Origin of the sequence: Peptoniphilus sp. GNH, assembly GCA_021307325.1 — a bacterium.
Classification (GTDB): domain Bacteria; phylum Bacillota; class Clostridia; order Tissierellales; family Peptoniphilaceae; genus KA00134.
Genome location: CP089931.1, coordinates 1,321,046 through 1,341,636, shown reverse-complemented (window position 1 = coordinate 1,341,636; position 20,591 = coordinate 1,321,046). Strand labels below are relative to the sequence as shown.

Here is a 20,591-nt window from a genome sequence, read left to right as displayed (position 1 = left end):
TTATTGATTAATGAGAAGCAAAAAATGATATAATTAAAAAAAGAGGTGAGAGAATGTTTTTGAACGATTATAACGACTTGGCCCATCCCAAAGTTATGGAAGAACTTTTAAAAATTCAAAAAGGACATCCTGGCTATGGAAGGGATAAATTAACAGATGATGCTATCAATTACATAAAAAGAGATTTGGAAACAAAAGACGCTGGAATCTACTTTATCCCAGGAGGAACAATGACAAACATCTTGGTTGCGGAAGCTGTTTTGAGACCTTACGAGGCTATCTTGGCGGCAGAAACAGCTCATATAGAGGGTCATGAAGCCGGCTCCATAGAAGCTCTTGGACACAAGATTTTAAGTATAAAAACAGAGGATGGCAAACTTTTTGCGAAACAGGTGAGAAATTTTTCGAGAACTTTCAAAAATGATTACCAAGTAAAACCCGGCATGGTATATATTTCAAACACTAGTGAAGTGGGAACTTATTATAGCAAAAATGAGCTGACAGACCTCTTTAGAGTGTGCGAGCAGGAGGGACTTTTTCTTTTTATAGACGGGGCAAGGCTTTCTGTTGCAATGGCAAAGGCGGGCATTAAAGCTAAGGATATGAAAAATCTTTGCCATGGATTTTCTTTTGGGGCGACCAAGAATGGAGCGCTTTTTGGCGAGGCGCTTGTATTTTTTAAAGAGGACTTGGGCCTTGATTTCAGGCGGATTATGAAAAGAAGAGGGGCTATGATGGCAAAGGGATTTTTGCTTGGCAGCCAATTCAAAACACTTTTCGAAGACGGACTTTATTATGAAAATGGAAGAATCGCTCAAGATATGGCTGACTATTTGATTATGGGCCTTGAAAATTTGGCAATCAAATTCGCAGAAAAACCTCAGACAAATCAGATTTTTATAGAGCTGGATAAGAAAATAGTAGATGAACTCAAGCTAAATTATGACTTTGAAATAGTAAAAGATGAGATGAGCCAAAACATAATAAGGCTGGTGACAAATTACACAAGCACGAGAGAAGAAATAAATGAATTTTTACAAGAACTTGCGACTTTGTTGGGTCAAGACCTGGACAGGGGGCTTTTAAAAAAGAGCCTAAAAAAGAATTTGGCGACCCTGTGCTTTGAATATGACAACTTAAAAACTTCTGCCATCTTGGGAGCCTTGGAAGAAAATAAAATCTACTATGAAATAAAAAGCGAAAAGAACCCCAATTCTCTAGGTGTTTATGTGGAGACGGGCTCATCTAGTTCATCTTTTCCGACAGAAATTTTAGTAGATGAAGAAGATTTTGAAAGAGCTGATGAAATTTATAGAAATTTGTTTGCGAGGGCATGATGAGAGAATTTTACTTTGAAAACAAGGGGCAAAAGATACATGGCTGCGCCTTTGAGGTGGAAAATCCAAGGACAAGCCTAATGATTATTCATGGGATTAGTGAACATATAAAAAGATACGAGGACTTTGCCGAGTTTTTAAATGAGAAGGGAATTTCAGTCTATGGAATAGACCTAAGAGGTCATGGACAGAGTGTGCGTTCAGAAAGAGGCTTGGGAGACTTTTATTCATATGATTTTTTAGACGACATAGTAGATGATTTAAGAAGGGTCTTTGAAAGTATGCCAAGGGACAAGGCGAGGTTTATCTTGGGTCACTCTATGGGGTCTTTTATATTGAAATACTACATGGCAAGCTATGATGACATGGACGGAGCCATATTTTCTGGAACTGGCAGTTTGAAGGAAGTGGAGGCTAGAGGTCTTGGTCTTATTGCCAAGCTAATTTGCCTTGGAGGAAATAAAAAGAGGTCGCAAGTTTTAAATAGTCTGCTAATGGGAAGATACTCAAGGGCTATCAAGAATCGAAAGACTGATTTGGATTGGCTTTCCTATGATGAGGACAATGTGAAATCTTTTGCCGAGGACCCCTATTGCGGCAAGGCTCTTACCAATAGATCTTATAAAGTTTTTTCTAAAGCAATGCTAAAAATAATAAATGCAGACTATAAAAACACGAGAAAAGACCTACCTCTTGGATTTTATTCAGGAGCAGAAGATCCGGTAGGAGATTTTGCAAAAGGTGTGCACCAAGAAATAAAGAGATTCAAACACGAGGGATTTGAAAATATAAGGGCAAAAATATACGATAAGATGCGCCACGAAATTTTAAATGAAAGAGAAAAGCGTATAGTCTATTATGATATTTTAAATTTTATGGAAGATCTTATATAAAAATAAAATCTATACCAATAAAAAGAGGGTATAGATTTTTTCTTGCTGTTAAAATTTAATTTATATTAAAATTAGATTGTTTGAAGAAATAGTAAAATTTAGGCATAATAAGTGGTATAATGATATGGAAATGACAAGAAGGACTGATATATATTAGCTCTATAGAAGTAGAAAGAGCCTTGATTAAAACTTACAGAAAAGATTTGTGGGTCAAGTTTATCAAGGCGGTAAATAAATATGAACTGGTAGAAGAAAATGACAAAATTGCAGTTGCGATTTCTGGTGGCAAGGACTCTTTGACTCTTGCTAAGCTTTTTCAAGAACTAAAAAAGCACGGCAAAAAGAAATTTGAACTTGAATTTATAGCTATGGATCCAGGCTACAAGTCTGAAAACAGAAAAAGGTTGGAGGACAATTGCAAGAAGATGGGTATTCCTGTTAAGGTTCACGATTCAGATATTTTCGAAGTGGCAAACAAGGTCGCTGGGGAAAGACCCTGTTATATGTGTGCTCGCATGAGAAGGGGCAATCTCTATGCCAAGGCTAAGGAGCTTGGTTGCAATAAGCTTGCTCTTGGCCATCATATGGATGATGTTGTAGAAACAATTCTTTTAAATATTATTTTTTCTGCAAATTTTAAGACCATGATGCCCAAACTAAGAAGCGAAAACTTTGAAGACATGGAGCTTATAAGACCCATGTATTTTATCGAGGAAGAATCTGTCCGAAGGTACATGAGACATATAGGCATAGAGGCTCTGGACTGTGCTTGTTCAATCACAGAAAAAAAGCAAGGAAATATGAGATTTTTTGTAAAAAGTCTTATAGAGGATTTGGAAAAGGTAAACAAAAATGTAAAAATTTCCATTTTTAGATCAGCTGAAAATGTCAATTTGGATGCCATTACAGGCTTTATTAAGGCCGGCCAAAAGCATGAATTTTTAGAATTTTATTAGAAAGTAAACTTGTTTTTAGTGTAAAGGAGTGAGGGAAAATGAAAAATTTATTATCACAAAAAATTAGAGATGACCTTTTTTATATTGGAGTAAATGACAGGAACACACAACTATTTGAAGCCATGTGGCCCCTGCCAGACGGAGTTGCCTATAATTCTTATCTTGTAAAGGGCAGCAAAAACATCCTATTTGACCTTGTCAAGGAAACAGAACAAATTGATTTTTTTGAAAAGCTAAGAGAAGTTTTGGGACCGGATGAAAAGATAGACTATCTAATAATAAATCACATGGAGCCAGACCACACATCGGGCATTGTTGCTCTACTAGCAAGATATCCAGATGTAAAAATCATCACCAATAAAAAGGCTCTTCCATTTTTGAAAAACTTCTATGATGTTGAAAAAAATATTGACCTTGTAGAAGATGGTCAAACCATCCAACTTGGAGATCATGACTTCACCTTCTATATGACACCCATGGTTCACTGGCCTGAATCAATGGTGGCTTACGAAGAAAAGACCAAGACTTTATTTTCCCAAGACATATTCGGAGGTTTTGGAACTCTGGATGGAGCTATCTTTGATGATCAAGTTGAATTTGACAAGTACTATTTAGACGAAACAAACAGATATTTTATAAACATTGTGGGCAAGTATGCTCAACAAGCTGTTAAAGCTTTGGAAAAATTAGCTCCTCTTGAAATAAAAATGATTTGCCCTGACCATGGCCCTATTTGGAGAAAAAATCCTAAGAAAATCATGGAAATTTATACAAGTCTTGCCAAGCAAGAAACTGAAAAAGGGGTTGCTATAATTTTTGGTTCCATGTATGGAAACACTGAAAGAATGGCTCAAGCTGTAGCCAAGGGGGTGGCTGAAGCAGGCCTTACAAATATAAGAATGCACGATGTTTCAAAGACTGCTCAATCATATCTACTTGCAGACTGCTGGAAATACAAGGGAATAATCCTAGGATCTTGCTCCTACAACAACAATATTTTCCCTGTAATGGGCTTCTTGCTACAAGAACTCAAGCACCAAAGAATGAAAAATAATATTTGGGGATTTTTCGGATCCTATTCTTGGAATGGCGGAGCAATGAAAGAATTTAAAAAATTTGTAGAAGAAAATAAGTGCAACACTCTAGAAAGCTTCCCAGAAATTCAAGGCTCTGCTACAGATGAAGAATTAGAAGAATTAAAAAATCTTGGCAGAGAAATGGCAAAGAGAATACTAGAGGACTAAAATTTTATAAAAGATTTAAAAAGGCGGTTTATCCGTCTTTTTTTATGCAAAAGAAAATTTAAAATAAAAATTACTATCAATAAATGTTTAAAAATATGAGTGATATGGTATACTTAAATTAATAGCAGATATCAAAAACAGTTTTTATAAAAATTAAGGAGGAAATTATGTCACTAATCGGAAAGAAAATTCCTGAGTTTAAAACTAATGGTTACAATCCCAAAAAAGAGGAGTTTGTAACAGTATCAAACAAAGATTTTGAAGGTAAATGGACAGTTCTGATGTTCTATCCAGCAGATTTTACTTTTGTTTGTCCTACTGAACTAGAAGACATGCAAGAACAATATAAAAAGTTGCAAGAACTTGGAGTAGAAGTTTATTCTATGTCTTGCGACACTCACTTTGTGCACAAGGCTTGGCATGATCATTCAGAAGCTATTGGAAAGTTGCAATACACCATGCTTGCAGATCCTCACAAGTCTATCGCTCGTGATTTTGACGTGCTGGATGAAGAAGCTGGTCTAGCTCAAAGGGCGACTTTTGTAATAGATCCAGACGGAGTTATCCAAACTCTTGAAATAAATGCTGATGGCATTGGTCGTGATGCAAGTCAAGTATATGACAAGATTCGTGCGGCTCAATTTGTTCGCAAAAACCCCGGAGAAGTTTGTCCTGCTAAGTGGAAGGAATCAGGAAAGACTTTGACACCTGGTTTGGATCTTGTAGGTAAGATTTAATGTTAGATCAAAATTTAAAAGAACAGGTAAAAGCTTATTTAGAACTTCTTGAGAAAGAAGTTCTAATTACGCTTAGCCTAGATGGATCTGACAAGTCAAAAGAAGTCAAAGCTTTTATAGATGAACTTTTACCTCTTAGCAAAAAGTTAAAAGTAAAAGAGGCTTCTTTAAAATACAGTCCCAGCTTTAGTCTTTCCTCCGAGGATAGGAAGGGCCTTGTTTTTGCGGGGATTCCTCTAGGTCATGAATTTGAGTCTTTTATACTTGCTCTTTTGCAAGTGGGTGGCAGGACGCCCAGAATTGAAGAGGCTCAAATAAAAAGAATAAAAGAAATAGATAAGGAATTAGAATTTGAAACCATAGTTAGCTTGAGCTGCCACAATTGCCCTGAAGTTGTACAAGCCTTAAATGTCATGGCAGTTTTAAATCCTAAGATTAACCACACTATGATTGACGGATCTATGTATCAAGATTATGTTGAAAGCCTTGGAGTCTTGGCTGTGCCAGCTTGTCGTCTAAATGGCGAGGAGTTTAACAACGGAAAGATAAGTCTTAACCAAATCTTGGACAAGCTTACAGGGGCTAAAGAAGATCTCAAATTAGAACAAAGGCCTACATATGATCTCTTGGTTATAGGAGGAGGACCGGCTGGAGCGACAGCTGCAATTTATGCTGCCAGAAAGGGAATAAAGACAGGTTTGATTGCCAAGGATTTTGGGGGTCAAGTGAAGGAAACTCTAGCGATTGAAAATATAACTGGTCTTTTGTATACAGAAGGGCCTAAATATATGGACAATGTGAAGGAGCAAGTCCTCAAATACAAGGTGGACATCATTGATGAGCTTGAAGTAGAAGATTTTGAAAGCGGAAGTCCTCTTACTATAAAAACCAAAAAAGGAGATCTCCTTTCTAAGACTTTGGTAATAGCGACAGGAGCCAAGTGGAGACTTATAGGCATACCTGGTGAGATTGAATTTAGAAATAAGGGAGTCGCCTATTGTACTCATTGTGACGGACCTCTTTTTAAAGATAAGAAGGTAACGGTTATAGGTGGAGGCAATTCAGGTATAGAAGCTGCGATTGATCTTGCTTCTTTAGCCAAAGAAGTTTTGGTCTTGGAATTTTTGGATGAACTAAAGGCGGATTCTGTTTTGCAAGAAAAACTCAAGACTTTCAAGAATGTCAGAGTTGTCACATCAGCAGAGACCAAGGGTCTTTATGGGGACAAGGTGCTTGAAAAAATTGTTTACAAAAATCGCAAGACGGGAGAAGAAGTAGAAGAGGCCACAGACGGATGCTTTATTCAAGTTGGACTTGTGCCTCAAACTGAGTGGATAGAAAAACTTGAAAAGAACCCAAGAGGAGAAATAATAGTCGATGCTTTTGGAGCAACTAATGTAGAAGGGGTTTATGCAGCAGGAGATTGCACAAATTCAAGCTTTAAACAAGTTGTAATAGCACAAGGAAGTGGAGCTGTGGCAGCCCTTGGCGCCTACAATTATTTGATGAGAAAATAAAAACTTAAAGGATCAGATTTTATCTGGTCCTTTTATATTTTAAAAATGTATTAGACTATGGAAAATTAAAAGATGTATTTCGAGCAAGCCTTAGCATTTTGTGCTATACTGTAATAAACAAGCGAAAAATTGTATTTTCTTATGACGTTATCTGATAACGTCTTTTTATTATCGTCAAAAAGGAGAAGCTATGACAAAATATAAAAATTGGGACAATCCTCTAGGCACTAAAGACATATCAAAACTTATTTTGGAGTTTTCCATACCAGCCATAATAAGTTTTTTGGTCGGGGCCTTGTATAATATAGTCGATCAAATATTTATAGGTCAAGGTGTAGGGATACTTGGAAATGCGGCTACAAATGTGGCTTTTCCCCTTGTAAATCTTTCGATTTCCATAGCTCTTTTAATTGGGGCTGGTGGAGCTGCTGCTTATAACTTATATTTGGGAGCGAGAGATTACAAAAAAGCGGAAAAATTTGCCGGCAATGCCGCATCTTATTTAATCATCTTTGGCATTTTTGTAGTGCTTTTTACTCTGGCATTTTTGGAACCACTTTTGAAAATTTTTGGAGCGACTGATAATATCTTGGAGCTTTCTAAAACCTATGCAGGCATCACAGCATTTGGTCTGCCATTTATGATGTTTTCGGGAGGGTATTCAGCTCTTATAAGAGGAGATGGATCCCCTAAATTTTCTATGATGTGTACTCTTGTAGGTGCTATTGTAAATACTATACTAGATCCTATATTTATTTTTGGATTAGAACTTGGCATTGCAGGAGCTGCCTATGCGACTGTGATAGGTCAATTTTTGTCATTTGTTGTGACAGCCTACTATTTGAAAAAAATGAGAAATGTCAGCTTGAAAAAAGATAGCTTTATACCATCTTTCTTTGTTCTTAAAGAGATGGCGAGGCTTGGCATGGCCCCTTTTATAAATCAACTGGCCCTGATGTTTTTCCAAATCGTATTAAACAATACCCTGACCTATTATGGGGCAAGGTCCGATTATGGGTCGGATATTCCCCTTGCTGTTGTAGGAGTAATAAGCAAGGTCAATATAATATATTTGGCATTCACCTTGGGTATATGTCAAGGCTGCCAACCTGTTATGGGCTTTAATTACGGGGCCAAGTCCTACAAGAGGGTAAAAGAAACCTTTTTTAAGGGCCTAAGAGCTGTTATGATAATTTCTGTTATAGCATTTTTGATTTTTCAAATTTTCCCCTTGCAACTTTTAAAGATTTTCGGCAAGGGCTCAGACTTATACTATAGGTTTGGAATAAAGTATTTTAGAATATTTCTTGCAATGACATTTATAAATGGTATACAACCAATTTGCTCCTTCTTTTTTACTAGCATTGGAAAGGCTAAAAAGGGAACCTTTATTTCACTTACAAGACAAATTGTATTTTTAATCCCCTTGATTATAATATTTTCAAGGCTTTTTGGAATAGAGGGAGTGCTTTTTACAGGACCTATAGCTGATTTTGCAGCTGCAAGTCTAGCTGTATATCTTGCAAGTTTAGAGATAAAAGAACTCGATGCTTTTATGAAAAATTAAATTAATATATAAATTTTTGTGGTAATATTTTTTTATGGTATATTTATTTGATTTAGATGGAACAATTATAGATTCGCAAATAGGAATCACAAGGGGCTTGGCATATGCAATTGAAAAAATGAAGCTGCCAAAACTCCCCCAAGAAAGACTCATAGAATTTATAGGACCAAGTTTTGTGGAGATTTTTCCTCTTGCTTTCGGACTGGATTTTAACGATACAAAAAAGATGATAGCCTATTATAGAGAATATTATTCTAAAAAAGGCAAGGATGAGTGCGTGCTTTATGATGGTATGTATGAGCTCTTAAAAGATTTAAACTCAGAAGGCCATCATCTTTATATGGCGACTGCCAAGCCGGAAAATTTGGCAAGAGAAATTTCTGAAAGTTTGGATATTTATAAGTTTTTCAAAGGCCTTGTAGGAGCCACAGAAGATGAGTCTAGGCACAAAAAAGAAGATGTGATAGAAGAATTGATAAGAAGACATGGGCCCCTTGAAAAGGCTTATATGATAGGGGATAGGGCATCGGATTTAATAGCAGCAAAGAAAAAGAAAATGGGCTCTATTGGTGTGCTTTATGGATTTGCAAAAGATGGAGAGCTTGAAAGAGAAAATCCAGATTATATTTGCAAGGATGTGCCTTCTTTGAGGAAGTTGCTCTTGGAGAAATTATGAAAAAGACAGGATTTTTTTATTTGTTAGCTAGCTTGTCCCTACTTAGCAATCTGGTTTTTCTTTTAAGCAAAAAAATCAGCCTAAGACCCTTAGGATATGTGGAATATTTTTCCTTTGTATTTATTATTTTTGTCTTTTCATATCTTATAGCAAAGCTCTATGAAAACTTTGGCAATAAGACTTATAAAGATCCCATATTCAAAACGGGACTTATCTGCATATTTATTTTGGATTTAGTAAATCTTGGAATTTTACTTATGAGGTTTTAATATGTTTAAAGAAATTGCTTATATAATGGAGATGATTGGGACGGTGGCCTTTGCATCTTCTGGTGCCATCCTAGGCATAAGAAAGGGAATGGATGTATTTGGCATAATAATCCTAGGAGGAGTTACAGCTCTTGGTGGGGGAGTGATAAGGGATTTAGTCCTTGGCGCCACACCACCTGCCATGTTTACGAGTCCTACGGCTGTGATTTTATCCGTTATTACAACTCTTATTTTATTTTGCATTTTTTATGCAAAGATAGACTTTTTAGATACAAAAATTTTCTCGACTTTTGAAAAGTTGATGAACATATTGGATGCGATTGGCCTGGGAGTTTTCACTTCCATAGGAATATCCAAGGCCATCTACATGGGATATGAAAACAAGATTCTACTTCTTTTTGTGGGCATGGTCACAGGAGTTGGAGGGGGAATCATAAGAGATACCCTTTCTAACATAAGTCCGGTAATTTTTAGAGAACAAATTTATGCCATAGCTTCTCTTATAGGAGCGACTTTTTACATTTATTTTTTCCACAAAGTAGAAACTTATAAGCTCATGATAATTTCTGCTGTCATAGTAACAGCCGTAAGGCTTGTATCAATAAAATTAAATTTGAGACTACCAAGAATAAAATTCAAAGAGGAGGATTGACCTTCTCTTTTTTTTGTATTTGGCAGAAGTCTAGGCTTTTGCAAATATATGATATAATAGCTCTATATTGAGAAAAATTTAGTAATAAAAAAGGAGTTTTAATGGACAAAATTTTAGTTGTTGATGATGAAAAGGCCATAGCCGATATAATAAAATTTAATTTAGAAAAAGAAGGCTACGAAGTCTACACCTGCGAAAATGGCAAGGAGGCTCTTAACCTTTTGAAAAAAACTGACATAAATTTGGTTCTGCTTGATGTGATGATGCCTGTAATGGATGGGTTCTCATGCCTTAGAAATATAAGAGTTGATTCGAGAGTGCCAGTTATCATGCTAACAGCCAAGGACGAAGAGTTTGACAGGGTCTTGGGACTTGAACTAGGAGCTGATGATTATGTTGTAAAGCCCTTCTCAATGAGAGAACTAATAGCAAGAGTCAAGGCAAATCTCAGAAGAAGAGATTTTGAAGCTAAAGAAGTCCAAGAAAATGAAGTAATATCTTTTAGAGATTTGGAAGTAGACACAAACAGATATGAGGTAAAAAAATCTGGCAAGATTATAGATCTTACTCTTAGAGAATATGAACTTTTGATATTTTTTATGAAAAGTCCCGACCAAGTTTTTTCAAGAGAGGAACTCTTGGAGAAGGTATGGGGCTATGAGTACTTCGGCGATATCAGAACAGTCGATGTAACAGTAAGAAGACTTAGAGAGAAGATTGAAGACAAGGACAAGGATTTTCAATATATCCTCACAAAAAGAGGGGTAGGATATTACTTCGGAGGCTGAGATGTTTCAGAGTATAAAGTGGAGATTTATAATTATATATTTTATTCTGGTTTTGATTTCTATGGGCATAGTGGGCTCTTTTATAATAGCTCGCTTGGAAGTTAGTCAAATAAACTCCATAACAGAAAATATGAAATCTCAGGTCCAGTCTATAATAAATGCCTCCGACAATTTGAACAAGGAAGACTGGGTAAAGTCTGCCCAAAAAATTGACAACACTTTAAAATCCTGGAGATTTGCAGCAGGAGATAAGGTTTATGTGATAAAAAATAGTGACCAGGCAGAGATAGTTTCATCATCGGCTGATCCATTAGACTCTGTATTGGGAAAATCTGCCCTTACATACAAAAATCTCAGACCAGATCTAATAATGGAAGCTTTTTCTGGAAATTCAGCAGAGGGAATAGTGGAAGATGATAGGGGTGCCAACAAAGAGAAACACTTGCTAGAGCCAGTTATTTCTGCGAACGGAGATATAGAAGGGGTCTTTTATATGACATCTTCTTTAAATCCTGTCTATCAGGTCATAAGAGATGCTGGCAGAATTTTGACTTATGCAACCGCCATAGCACTTTTGATAACAAGTATTCTAGGGATAATAATATCATCTTCTATAACAAGACCCATAAAAAATGTGACCAAGGTGGCCAAGGAAATGGCTCAGGGCAATTTTGACCAAAAGGTTGAAGTCATGAGCAATGACGAGATAGGAAAGCTTGCAACTATGTTTAACATCCTGACTGGGGAGCTAAAAGACACAATAAAGAAGATGGATCTTGAAAGGTCTAAACTGGATACTATTATAAACTACATGGCAGAGGGCGTTTTGGCAGTTGATGCAAGTGGGAGATTAATCCACGCCAATCCCACAGCAGAAGAACTTTTAAATTTGGAAGAAGGCTCTATCGGTCAAGATTTCAATTTAAATTCCTTAAACATAAAAAATTTGGACTATTCCAAACCGTCGTCCTTAAAAGCAACGAGTGAATTGGAAGTGCAGGGCAAATTTTATTCTATAAAATATGCACCTTATAGGTCTGATAGGGGACATTATTCTGGTCTTATAATAGTAGTCCAAGATATGACCAAGGAGCATAGGTTAGAAAAGATGCGAAAAGAGTTTGTAGCCAATGTATCCCATGAATTAAAGACTCCTATAACTACTATAAAATCTTATACAGAAACTCTTTTGGACTCAGATATGGATAAGCAGTCTTCTAATTATTTTTTGCAAGTAATAGATAGGGAAAACAACAGGATGCAAAGACTTGTAAATGACCTTTTGCAGCTTTCAAATGTGGATTATGGAGCCTTGAAATTAGATTTGCAATCACTTGATACAAGAAGGCTTATAGAAAGAGCCAGGGATTCTTTAGATCTGATGGTCAAGGAAAAAAATCAAAAAGTATATATAGATGTGGAAAACAAAATCTTGCCAATAAAGGCCGATCCGTCTTTTGCAGAGCAAGTGCTTATAAATATTTTATCCAATGCTGTTAAATACACTGGCAATAATGGCGTTATAGAAATACAAGCAAGTTCTCGTTTTGGAAGGGTAACCATAAGTGTCAAGGACAATGGAATAGGAATACCAAAAAATGATATGGAGAGGATTTTTGAAAGGTTTTACAGAGTTGAGAAGGGTAGATCACGCGCCATGGGAGGCACTGGTCTAGGCCTTTCTATAGCCAAGGAAATGATGGAGCTAATGAGGGGCAAGATAAAAATATATTCCGAATTTAAAAAGGGAACTACTGTGAGCTTGGAATTTTTAGCGGGTGAGAAAGATGAACTTGTCTAAAAATGCTTGGAGCAATTTGGTAATTTGTATCTTGTTGGCATCAGCCGTATTTTTGGCAGCTAGGCTTTGGCTTGACTTTCCGGGATCGGAAAAAAAGATTCAAGCAGATGTAGAAAGCGACAAGGTACTTTCTGAGGATAGCCTTTTGAAAATTTTTAGACCCGAGCATCTCTTAGTAAGGACTGAGGATGGCAAGTCCTATATGCTAAGGGATTCCAATGATTTTTTTGCTGAAAATATAGAAAAAATAAAGGATATATTCTTAGACCTATCTGGCAAGGGACTAGAGCAAATAAATGAGGAACTTTATATTCAGCTTTTATCCGCCCCGTCTGTTACTATGTGCTTTGATACGCAGATAAATACCAGGGCGCTTGTAAACCTTTTGGGAAGCCAAAAGAGAAGCGATCTGGAGAAGTCTATCCCTTTTGAATTTTCAGAGGTCTATCTGGGTCAAAATGGCTTGCTTTGCATAAAAAATAAGCAGGGCTATTTTTTGTTCAAGGGCAAGGCCAAGGGCATAGATATAGATGATTATATAAAAAATGTAAAAAAACAGAATCCCCCAGAATACTATTGTCTAAGGGAAAAGTATGGCAGCAAAAACAATGTCTATTATCCAAAAGACTATTATATATGCTCGGAAAAAATAAAATATGTAAATGGATTAGAAAATCTGACAAGAAAATACAAGCTAAACTTTGCGGAAAGATTTTTGAAGTCGGATATAAACTATATTGGAGAAATCCAAGAGCAAGATGTGCTAACCTATGTTTATGGCTTGAGGAGTTTAAAGCTAAGAGATGACGGAAGCCTTTTTTATACGAATGGACAAGACCCCAAAGAGGAAAGGCCGAATTTTTACAAGAGCTTGGAGGCAGCTTTAAATTTCATAGGAGAGCTTACAGGCATAGAGGATGACCTCTATATTTCTAAGATAGAAGAAATAGATTCGCAAGCTCACAAGGGGTTTAAGATTTATTGCAACTTTAGACAGGACTCTTTTCCCATAATCTTAAAAGAAGAAGCAAGCTATATAGAAGTCGAGGCCTACAATGATTTCATAAAATCTTATAGGCAATTTTATAGAAGACCTTATGAAAATCCGGGCTACTATATGGAGAAAATTCATCCGGTAAGCCCAGAAAAGATTTTTGAAAGTTATATGAGTCAAAAAAATATAGATATAAAAAATTATGCTGAGGATTTTTTGGCTTTTCTAAACTCTGTAAAGAGTATAAGACCTGTCTATCTGGACTCCAAGGAAGGAGAATTTAATGGATTTTTAAAACCGGCCTTGGAAATTGTTACAGATGGGGGAAAAATTTACATGGATCCTAAAAACGCAAACATTATTATGGAGGTTAAATGAACTGGTCAAAGGCAAAAAAAATTTTAATAATTGCACTTGTTTTTACCAACTTAATATTGTTTACCTTTAATTTAAAGGCCAAATCTTTTACTGATGGCATTGACAAAAGGAGCTTTTTAAAGCAAGTTGAACAACTTCTTGAAAAAGATGATATAAAGCTTTCTTGCGAAATACCCAGAGGCAAAAGGTCGCTTTCATCCTTGAGGGTGGAGTTTGAATCAATTGATTCTAAGATACTAAACGAGAGATTTTTTGAAAAAGAGGCAATTTTGAGTAGTCCTTCTAGAGATACTATAAAGCTTCAAAAAAAGGATGAGCTTTTGACTGTGATAAATAAGAGAAGATTGCTCTATGAGAACTTGGCAGAGGGTGAAAAAGGAGAAAATATAAAGGCGGACGAAGCAGAGAAGCTGGCTCTTGAATTTTTAAAAAAGAGAAAATATCCGACAGATGACCTTAGGCTTGTGCAAAATGAAATCGAAGGAAGGGGTCGTAGACTCGTTTTCGCAAAAATTTATAAAAATACAATTTTGGAAAAGTCCTTCACATCTTTTTATATAGAAAAGACTGGGATAAAGACTATGGATAGACTTTGGCTAAATGTTTTAGAAGAAGGGGATTTGAGAATTTATTTGCCACCGGCTTCTAAGACTATCTTGGGTCTTTTATCTAAAAAAGATTTGCAGCACAAGACGATAGAAAAAATAGAAACTTGCTACTATTTTGACCCGGAAGCCCAAGGCTTTGTAGAAGACATCACAAAGGCCCTCCAGGGAAAGGCCACTCCAGCGTGGAGAGTGGAGTTTAGTGACGGAGAAGCAATTATTTTGGCGGGTAATTAGTTATCTTTTTCAAATAATGTTATAATAAATGATATTTACAAGGAGGATCCATGATGAAGAAAAAACCAATCATAGGCATCACGCCACTTTACAATAAAAGACTGGACACAATTTGGATATTAAGTCATTATTTTGACATGATTAAAGCCTTGGGGGGCTTGCCCATAATGCTTCCCTTTGCTTGCGAAAGAAAAGATATGGATCAGCTTTTAGATCTTTTAGATGGGGTTGTCTTTACAGGGGGTCAGGACGTAAATCCTTCCTACTACAACGAAAAACCCAAGCCAGAACTTGGCAATGTTTCAGATAAAAGGGATAGATTCGAATGGAATTTCTTGGATTTTGTCTTAGAAAGCAAGATTCCAGTGCTTTTTATATGCAGAGGTCTTCAGATTATAAATGTAAAGATGGGCGGAAGCCTTTATCAAGATATAAAAAGTCAGGTCAAGACAGAAATTTTAAAACACTCCTACGGAGATGACAGGGCGCAGGACTTGGTTCACAAGGTAATATATCAAAAGGGATCCAAGTTTGATTATATATTTGAAGATGAATTTGAGGTAAACAGCCTTCACCACCAAGCGGTAAAAGACCTTGGCAAAAATCTAAGGGTAAATTTACTTTCTGAAGATGGCATAGTTGAAGGATTAGAAATGACTGACAGACCATTTGGCTTGGCGTTTCAATTTCATCCAGAGCTGATTTTTGAAAAGCAGGAAGTTGCCAAAAAGGCGGTAGAAGAATTTATAAAAGCAGCGGGTGACTACAAATGACCTATAAATTAGGAGTCCTAGGAGGAATGGGGACTCTTGCAAGTCTGGTTTTTTATGAAAAATTATATAAAAACACTAGAGCCAAAAAAGACCAAGACCACATAGATGCAGTGATTTTAAACCATGCGAGCCTGCCTGATAGGACAAGGGAGATTTTGGAAAAAAGAGGAGAATTTTTAAAAGAAGTCAGAGAAGATTTTGAGATTTTTAACTCTATCGGAGTAGATTATATAGCCATAACTTGCAATACTTCTCATTATTTTTTAGAAGAAATGAAAAAAATGACAAGAGCAGAGATTATAAATATGCCCTTGGAAGCCTTAAAAGAAGCTGCCAAAAGAGGAAAAGACATCACTTTTTTTGGCACATTAGGCTCAATAGAAGGCAGGGTTTATAAGAGATATGAAAATGAGCTGGGGTTAAAAATAAATTATCCAGACAAAAAAGACCAAGACACTCTTATGGATATAATTTACAGAGTAAAGTCTGATGGAAAAAGGCACTTTTCTGAATTTGACAAACTTCTTGAAAAATACGGCAAGGATACAACTGTAATCACAGGCTGCACAGAGCTTTCTGTCTTGGATTATAAAGATGCGGTAGATGCCATGGATGTCTTGGTTGGGGTCTGCCTTAGAAAGTGTGGCAAGCTATGAAAGAATTTAAAGCAATAATCTTGGGAACCGACTTAAATGCTTATGGAGTTGCTAGAAGTATCCACGAGGCATATGGACTTAGCTCTATTTGTCTGGGCAAAAAAGAACTAAGAGATACGGAGGCTTCGAAAATTTGCGAGGTCAGGATTTTTGAAAATTTTGACAGAGAGGATATCTTTTTAAAAAGCCTTATGGAGATAAAAAAGGAGTATAAGGACCTTCCGCTTCTTCTAATATCTTGTTCAGACGGTTATACTTCTCTTATCACAAAAAATAGAGAAGTCCTCAAGGAGAGTTTTATATTTAATTATATAGACGAAAAAATGCAAAGTAGTTTGGAAAACAAAAAAGACTTCTACAAAATTTGCGAAAAGTATGGCTTGGACTATCCTAAAACCCAGATAATTTCCTATGAAGAAAAAGATAAGTATGAAATTAAAATGGCCTATCCTCTTGCTCTAAAACCCAATGATTCCATAGAGTATGTGAAGATAAAATTCCCAAATAAGAAAAAAGCCTACAAGATTCACTCAGAAGAAGAGATGAGAGAAACCGTAAAAAAGATTTACGATGCAGGCTATACTGGTGAGCTTATAGTGCAAGATTTCATACCTGGTGATACATCGGCCATGTTTGTTTTAAATGCCTATGTGAATACTAGGGGCAAGGTGAAATTTATGAGCCTTGGAAAGTGCCTCTTGGATGAGGTCCTGCCCTTAAATATAGGCAATTACAATGCGCTTCTTAGCATGGGCGATGAAAAGATTTACAAGAATTTCGAAAAATTTTTAGAGGAAATTTCTTACAGGGGCTATGCTAATTTCGATCTCAAATATGACTACAGGGATGGAAGTTATAAGGTGTTTGAAATCAATATAAGACAGGGAAGATCAAGCTATTATATGAATGCAGCTGGCTCCAATTTCATAAAACCTCTTGTAGAAGATTTGATACTTGAAAGCGATAAGGACTGCTACTATGAATACAAGCAAGGACTCTGGCTCTATGTAGACCCCTTTGTTTTAAAAAAGTATGTGGCAGATGAGGATAGAAAAAAGGCAGAAGAAGCTCTAAAAAAAGGCTTTGTCTTTACAACTTGGTACAAGAAAGACAGATCAGTAAAGAGATTTGTATCTTATATGAGAAGAAGGTTATCCACAATAAAATACTATCCCATATATTTTGGGAAAAATTAAGAAGTAAAATGAACTGAGCTGCTCCCTAAAAAGTCCTTGGGGAGCGGACAAACTCAGAAGGAATTAAGACTTCTATTTTTTATTATAAAACCAAGAGATCCAAGGGAGGTAAAGATGAAGGCTTTAGGAACAAAAGAACTTCAAACAGATAGGCTAATACTTAGAAGATTTAGACTAGAAGATGCAAATGAAGCTTATAAAAACTGGATGAGTAGAGATCAGGTGACAAAGTTTTTGACTTGGAAAACTAACAAGAGTGAAAAAGAGTCAGAAGCCACAATAAAATCTTGGGTAGAAAACTATGAGGGCTTGAATTTTTATCAATGGGCAATAGAAACAAAAGAAAAAAAGGAACTAATAGGCTCTATATCAATTGTAAGAATTGATGAAAAGATAGAAATGATGGGGGTAGGATATTGTATAGGAGATAGGTGGTGGCACAAGGGATACACATCAGAAGCTTTAAAAAGAGTCGTTAAATTTGCCTTTGAGGAAGTCGGAGCAAATAGATTTGAGGCAAGACACGATTTAAAAAATCCAAATTCTGGCAAGGTAATGGAAAAGGCTAAGATGATTTACGAAGGCACACTTAGAAAGTCTGCTATGAGTAATTCTGGTCTTGGAGACATGGCGATTTATTCCATATTAAGAAAAGACTATAAAAAAGGTGATTAAGAGTGATACAAGACATCCTTTTATTCTTTGTAAGCCTAGTCGGTGCCGAGATTTTGGGTAAGAAAAGGAAATGGAAAGAGAAAAAAATCTTGTTCGCATGGCTTTTTATTTTTTTTATATGTAAATTTTTGATAGACAAACTGCTTAAACAAATTTAAGAGATAATATAAAAAGGCGAGAATAAGTAGTAAAGCTTAATACTTTAAGGGGTAAGAGAAAGGCATATTTTTGTATATTTTTTTAATTGTTTAGGATAAAATTAAAGATGGTGATTAGATGAAGCATCTATATTTAGTTATTTTTACCATAGCTTTTATTTTAATTTTTGCCCTTCTAAACCTCCAATACATAAGAGGGCTGGGGCTTAGTCCTCAAGTGGCACTTGCTCCTTACAAGGGCAATAAATTTGTAGAGAGGCTGCTAAGAGCCATCCAGGCTCTCGCTGCTTTTTTGACTTTTTTTAGCATTTGTTCCCAGGGCGGACTAAGGGAAAAAGATGCTATTTATTTCATAGCAGGTTATCTTATCTTTAATGTACTAATTAAGACTTTTTGCAGTAAAAATACTAAGCTGAAAAAATTCTATATCATTTCTCTTGTAACGGGACTGATATTATTATTTGCTTATTATTATATATTTTTTAAAATTTTATATACTTTTTAAAATTTTGTAAAAAATTAACCCTCCAAGACGGAGGGTTTTATTTATATATATTTTTCTAGAGTTTCTTTTAGTCTTTCTTGGATTTTTTCCTTGCCCAAGAGCAAGATTATGTTATTCATCTCTGGACCATGGACATTGCCTGATATGGCAGCTCTAAAAGGCATGTAGAGATTTTTGCCCTTGATGCCAGTCTTTTTTTGCAAGGTCTTCATAAAGGTCTTGGAATTTTCTTCATCAAAAGCATCTATTTCATCAACAAGCTCTAGGCCGGCTTGCAAGAGCTCTTTTACACTTTCTCCCTTCAAGACCTCTAGGGCCGATTCTTCAGAAATTTTAAATTCGTCAAATATAAATCCTATTCGATCTTTTATTTCGTCTAGACGGGAGAGAGAATCCCTTATTGTAGCTATCATTATTTCATAGTAGTGGGGATCTTTTTCTATATCTTCCCTAGTCATATATCCAGATTCTTCTACAAAGCTCTTGGAAAGTTCTATAATTTTTTCGAGGGGATACTCTTTTATATAGTGAGCATTTACCCAGTCCAGCTTGTCCTTATCAAAAATTCCACCGCTTTTTCCGACTCTTTCAAAAGTAAATACCTTTTCCAAATCTTCTAGAGAAAATATTTCCTTTTCATCTTCAGGAGACCAGCCTACAAGAGCCAAATAATTTATAAGACCTTCTGGAAGGTAGCCTCTTTTTTTGAAGTCTTCAACAGAGACATCGCCTTCTCTCTTAGAAAGTTTTTTTCTATTTTTATTTAAAACTGTTGGCAGGTGGACAAAGGTCGGCTCTTCCCAACCCAAGGCCTTGTAGAGGTAGACGTGTTTTGGAGTTGATGATAGCCATTCCTCTCCTCTAACTATATGAGTAACACCCATGAGGTGGTCATCTACTACCACAGCCATGTGATAGGTCGGGAATCCGTCTGACTTCATGAGGACTTGGTCATCTATTTCATTTGTGTTTATTGTAACTTGACCTCTTACCAAATCTGTAAAGGTTATATTTTCATCATGGGGTAGCTTTAATCTGACAACATAGTCTTCTCCAGCAGCTATACGCTTTTTGGCATCCTCTATGCTAACTCCCCTGCAAAGGCCATCATACTTGGGGACTTGTCCCTTGATTCTTTGCTCCTCTCTTAGAGAATCAAGACGGTCTTTAGAGCAAAAACAGTAGTAGGCATAGCCATCTTCTATGAGCTTGTCTACATATTTTTTGTAAATATCAAGACGCTTGGATTGGATATAGGGTCCGTTTTCTCCTTTTTCTATTACATGACCATCTTCTACAAAAACGCCCTCATCATAGCAAAGGCCAGCCCAGCTAAGAGATGAGATGAGATTTTCAATAGCCCCTTCTACAAATCTGGTCCTGTCGGTGTCTTCGATTCTCAAAATAAATTTGCCGCCATTGTGCTTGGCATACAAGTAATTATAAAGCGCTGTTCTAAGTCCTCCTATGTGTAGATATCCTGTTGGACTCGGAGCAAAACGCACTACGGGTTTAGTCATAAATACCTCCAAAAAATAATAGTCAAAAATTATTAAGCTCTGCAAAAATTTTTTCAAAGCCTGCATGGGCTAGGTGGAATATGCCAAGGCAAATCAAAGATGCGAGGTTCTGCTTACTCAAGTAAAAATAAAAGGATAGCCCCAACATGAAAAAGCCCACTAGGATTTTAAAGAAGATGATGCCAAGGAAGCCCTCAACTTTTTTGCCATTTTTAGATCTTATTATGATTTGAGCGAAGATATTATCCTCTTTTTTTATAAGAATCATAAAGGCTCCCAACAATTCGACAAGCAAAAAAAATATGCCGAATCCTCCTAAAAATTTTATTGCAACCAGCATAGCTCCTCCTATAATAAGCTTATTTTATCATTAAATAGTCTAAATGTTTAGACCTAGAGACAAAAAACAGCCTTGTTTGGTTTTTCAAAAGAAGTTTTGCATAAAATACCTTCTCTT

The 20,591-nt window shown here is 36.1% G+C and carries 20 protein-coding genes; 18 read left to right on the top strand and 2 right to left on the bottom strand.

All coding sequences use genetic code 11. The features are described from left to right. Positions 1-53 precede the first annotated feature (53 nt). The 18 genes from LV469_06650 to LV469_06565 all read left to right on the top strand — a co-directional run bounded on the left by LV469_06650 (position 54) and on the right by LV469_06565 (position 17,951). Positions 54-1,337 (top strand): beta-eliminating lyase-related protein, encoded by a 1,284-nt coding sequence (locus LV469_06650; protein ID UHR02321.1) that lies wholly within the window; start codon positions 54-56, stop codon positions 1,335-1,337. Next, positions 1,337-2,230, top strand: coding sequence for an alpha/beta hydrolase (locus LV469_06645; GenBank protein UHR02320.1), 894 nt, complete (start codon positions 1,337-1,339; stop codon positions 2,228-2,230). Before LV469_06650 ends, LV469_06645 begins: the two co-directional genes overlap by 1 nt. Before the next feature lie 179 nt (positions 2,231-2,409). Then, on the top strand, positions 2,410-3,186 hold the full coding sequence (locus LV469_06640) for a tRNA 2-thiocytidine biosynthesis TtcA family protein (protein UHR02319.1): 777 nt from the start codon (positions 2,410-2,412) through the stop codon (positions 3,184-3,186). A gap of 38 nt (positions 3,187-3,224) precedes the next feature. Continuing rightward, positions 3,225-4,430: an FprA family A-type flavoprotein gene (locus LV469_06635; protein ID UHR02318.1), complete on the top strand. Its 1,206-nt coding sequence runs from the start codon at positions 3,225-3,227 to the stop codon at positions 4,428-4,430. Between the two features lie 167 nt (positions 4,431-4,597). Next, positions 4,598-5,167, top strand: coding sequence for a peroxiredoxin (gene ahpC, locus LV469_06630; protein UHR02317.1), 570 nt, complete (start codon positions 4,598-4,600; stop codon positions 5,165-5,167). After that, positions 5,167-6,684, top strand: a complete 1,518-nt coding sequence (ahpF, locus tag LV469_06625; protein ID UHR02316.1) for an alkyl hydroperoxide reductase subunit F — start codon at positions 5,167-5,169, stop codon at positions 6,682-6,684. The genes ahpC and ahpF overlap by 1 nt, the downstream gene beginning before the upstream one ends. Before the next feature lie 190 nt (positions 6,685-6,874). Further along, entirely contained in the window at positions 6,875-8,251 is a 1,377-nt protein-coding gene (locus LV469_06620) for an MATE family efflux transporter (GenBank protein ID UHR02315.1), read from the top strand. 34 nt (positions 8,252-8,285) lie between these two features. Further along, entirely contained in the window at positions 8,286-8,927 is a 642-nt protein-coding gene (locus tag LV469_06615; protein ID UHR02314.1) for an HAD hydrolase-like protein, read from the top strand. Continuing rightward, positions 8,924-9,196 (top strand): hypothetical protein, encoded by a 273-nt coding sequence (locus LV469_06610; protein UHR02313.1) that lies wholly within the window; start codon positions 8,924-8,926, stop codon positions 9,194-9,196. Before LV469_06615 ends, LV469_06610 begins: the two co-directional genes overlap by 4 nt. A 1-nt stretch (position 9,197) precedes the next feature. After that, a complete protein-coding gene (locus tag LV469_06605) occupies positions 9,198-9,848 on the top strand; it encodes a trimeric intracellular cation channel family protein (protein ID UHR02312.1) in 651 nt (216 codons plus the stop codon). A 101-nt stretch (positions 9,849-9,949) separates the two neighbouring features. Then, positions 9,950-10,636: a response regulator transcription factor gene (locus tag LV469_06600; protein ID UHR02311.1), complete on the top strand. Its 687-nt coding sequence runs from the start codon at positions 9,950-9,952 to the stop codon at positions 10,634-10,636. A 1-nt stretch (position 10,637) separates the two neighbouring features. Next, a complete protein-coding gene (locus tag LV469_06595; GenBank protein UHR02310.1) occupies positions 10,638-12,437 on the top strand; it encodes a cell wall metabolism sensor histidine kinase WalK in 1,800 nt (599 codons plus the stop codon). Beyond that, positions 12,424-13,809 (top strand): hypothetical protein, encoded by a 1,386-nt coding sequence (locus LV469_06590; protein ID UHR02309.1) that lies wholly within the window; start codon positions 12,424-12,426, stop codon positions 13,807-13,809. Before LV469_06595 ends, LV469_06590 begins: the two co-directional genes overlap by 14 nt. After that, complete coding sequence (gene yycI, locus LV469_06585; GenBank protein ID UHR02308.1) at positions 13,806-14,651, top strand: two-component system regulatory protein YycI; 846 nt, start codon at positions 13,806-13,808, stop codon at positions 14,649-14,651. The genes LV469_06590 and yycI overlap by 4 nt, the downstream gene beginning before the upstream one ends. 50 nt (positions 14,652-14,701) lie before the next feature. Continuing rightward, the gene (locus LV469_06580; GenBank protein ID UHR02307.1) at positions 14,702-15,424 is read left to right on the top strand and encodes a gamma-glutamyl-gamma-aminobutyrate hydrolase family protein; all 723 of its coding nucleotides are present in this window, start codon (positions 14,702-14,704) and stop codon (positions 15,422-15,424) included. Continuing rightward, a complete protein-coding gene (locus LV469_06575; GenBank protein ID UHR02306.1) occupies positions 15,421-16,080 on the top strand; it encodes an amino acid racemase in 660 nt (219 codons plus the stop codon). The genes LV469_06580 and LV469_06575 overlap by 4 nt, the downstream gene beginning before the upstream one ends. Further along, positions 16,077-17,276 (top strand): carboxylate--amine ligase, encoded by a 1,200-nt coding sequence (locus LV469_06570; protein ID UHR02305.1) that lies wholly within the window; start codon positions 16,077-16,079, stop codon positions 17,274-17,276. The genes LV469_06575 and LV469_06570 overlap by 4 nt, the downstream gene beginning before the upstream one ends. A gap of 114 nt (positions 17,277-17,390) precedes the next feature. After that, positions 17,391-17,951: a GNAT family N-acetyltransferase gene (locus tag LV469_06565; GenBank protein UHR02304.1), complete on the top strand. Its 561-nt coding sequence runs from the start codon at positions 17,391-17,393 to the stop codon at positions 17,949-17,951. Positions 17,952-18,655: 704 nt separating this feature from the next. Here the strand turns inward: LV469_06565 and gltX are convergent. Next, positions 18,656-20,134, bottom strand: a complete 1,479-nt coding sequence (gene gltX, locus LV469_06560; protein UHR02303.1) for a glutamate--tRNA ligase — start codon at positions 20,132-20,134, stop codon at positions 18,656-18,658. Between the two features lie 22 nt (positions 20,135-20,156). Continuing rightward, positions 20,157-20,474 (bottom strand): hypothetical protein, encoded by a 318-nt coding sequence (locus LV469_06555; GenBank protein UHR02302.1) that lies wholly within the window; start codon positions 20,472-20,474, stop codon positions 20,157-20,159. Positions 20,475-20,591 lie beyond the last annotated feature (117 nt).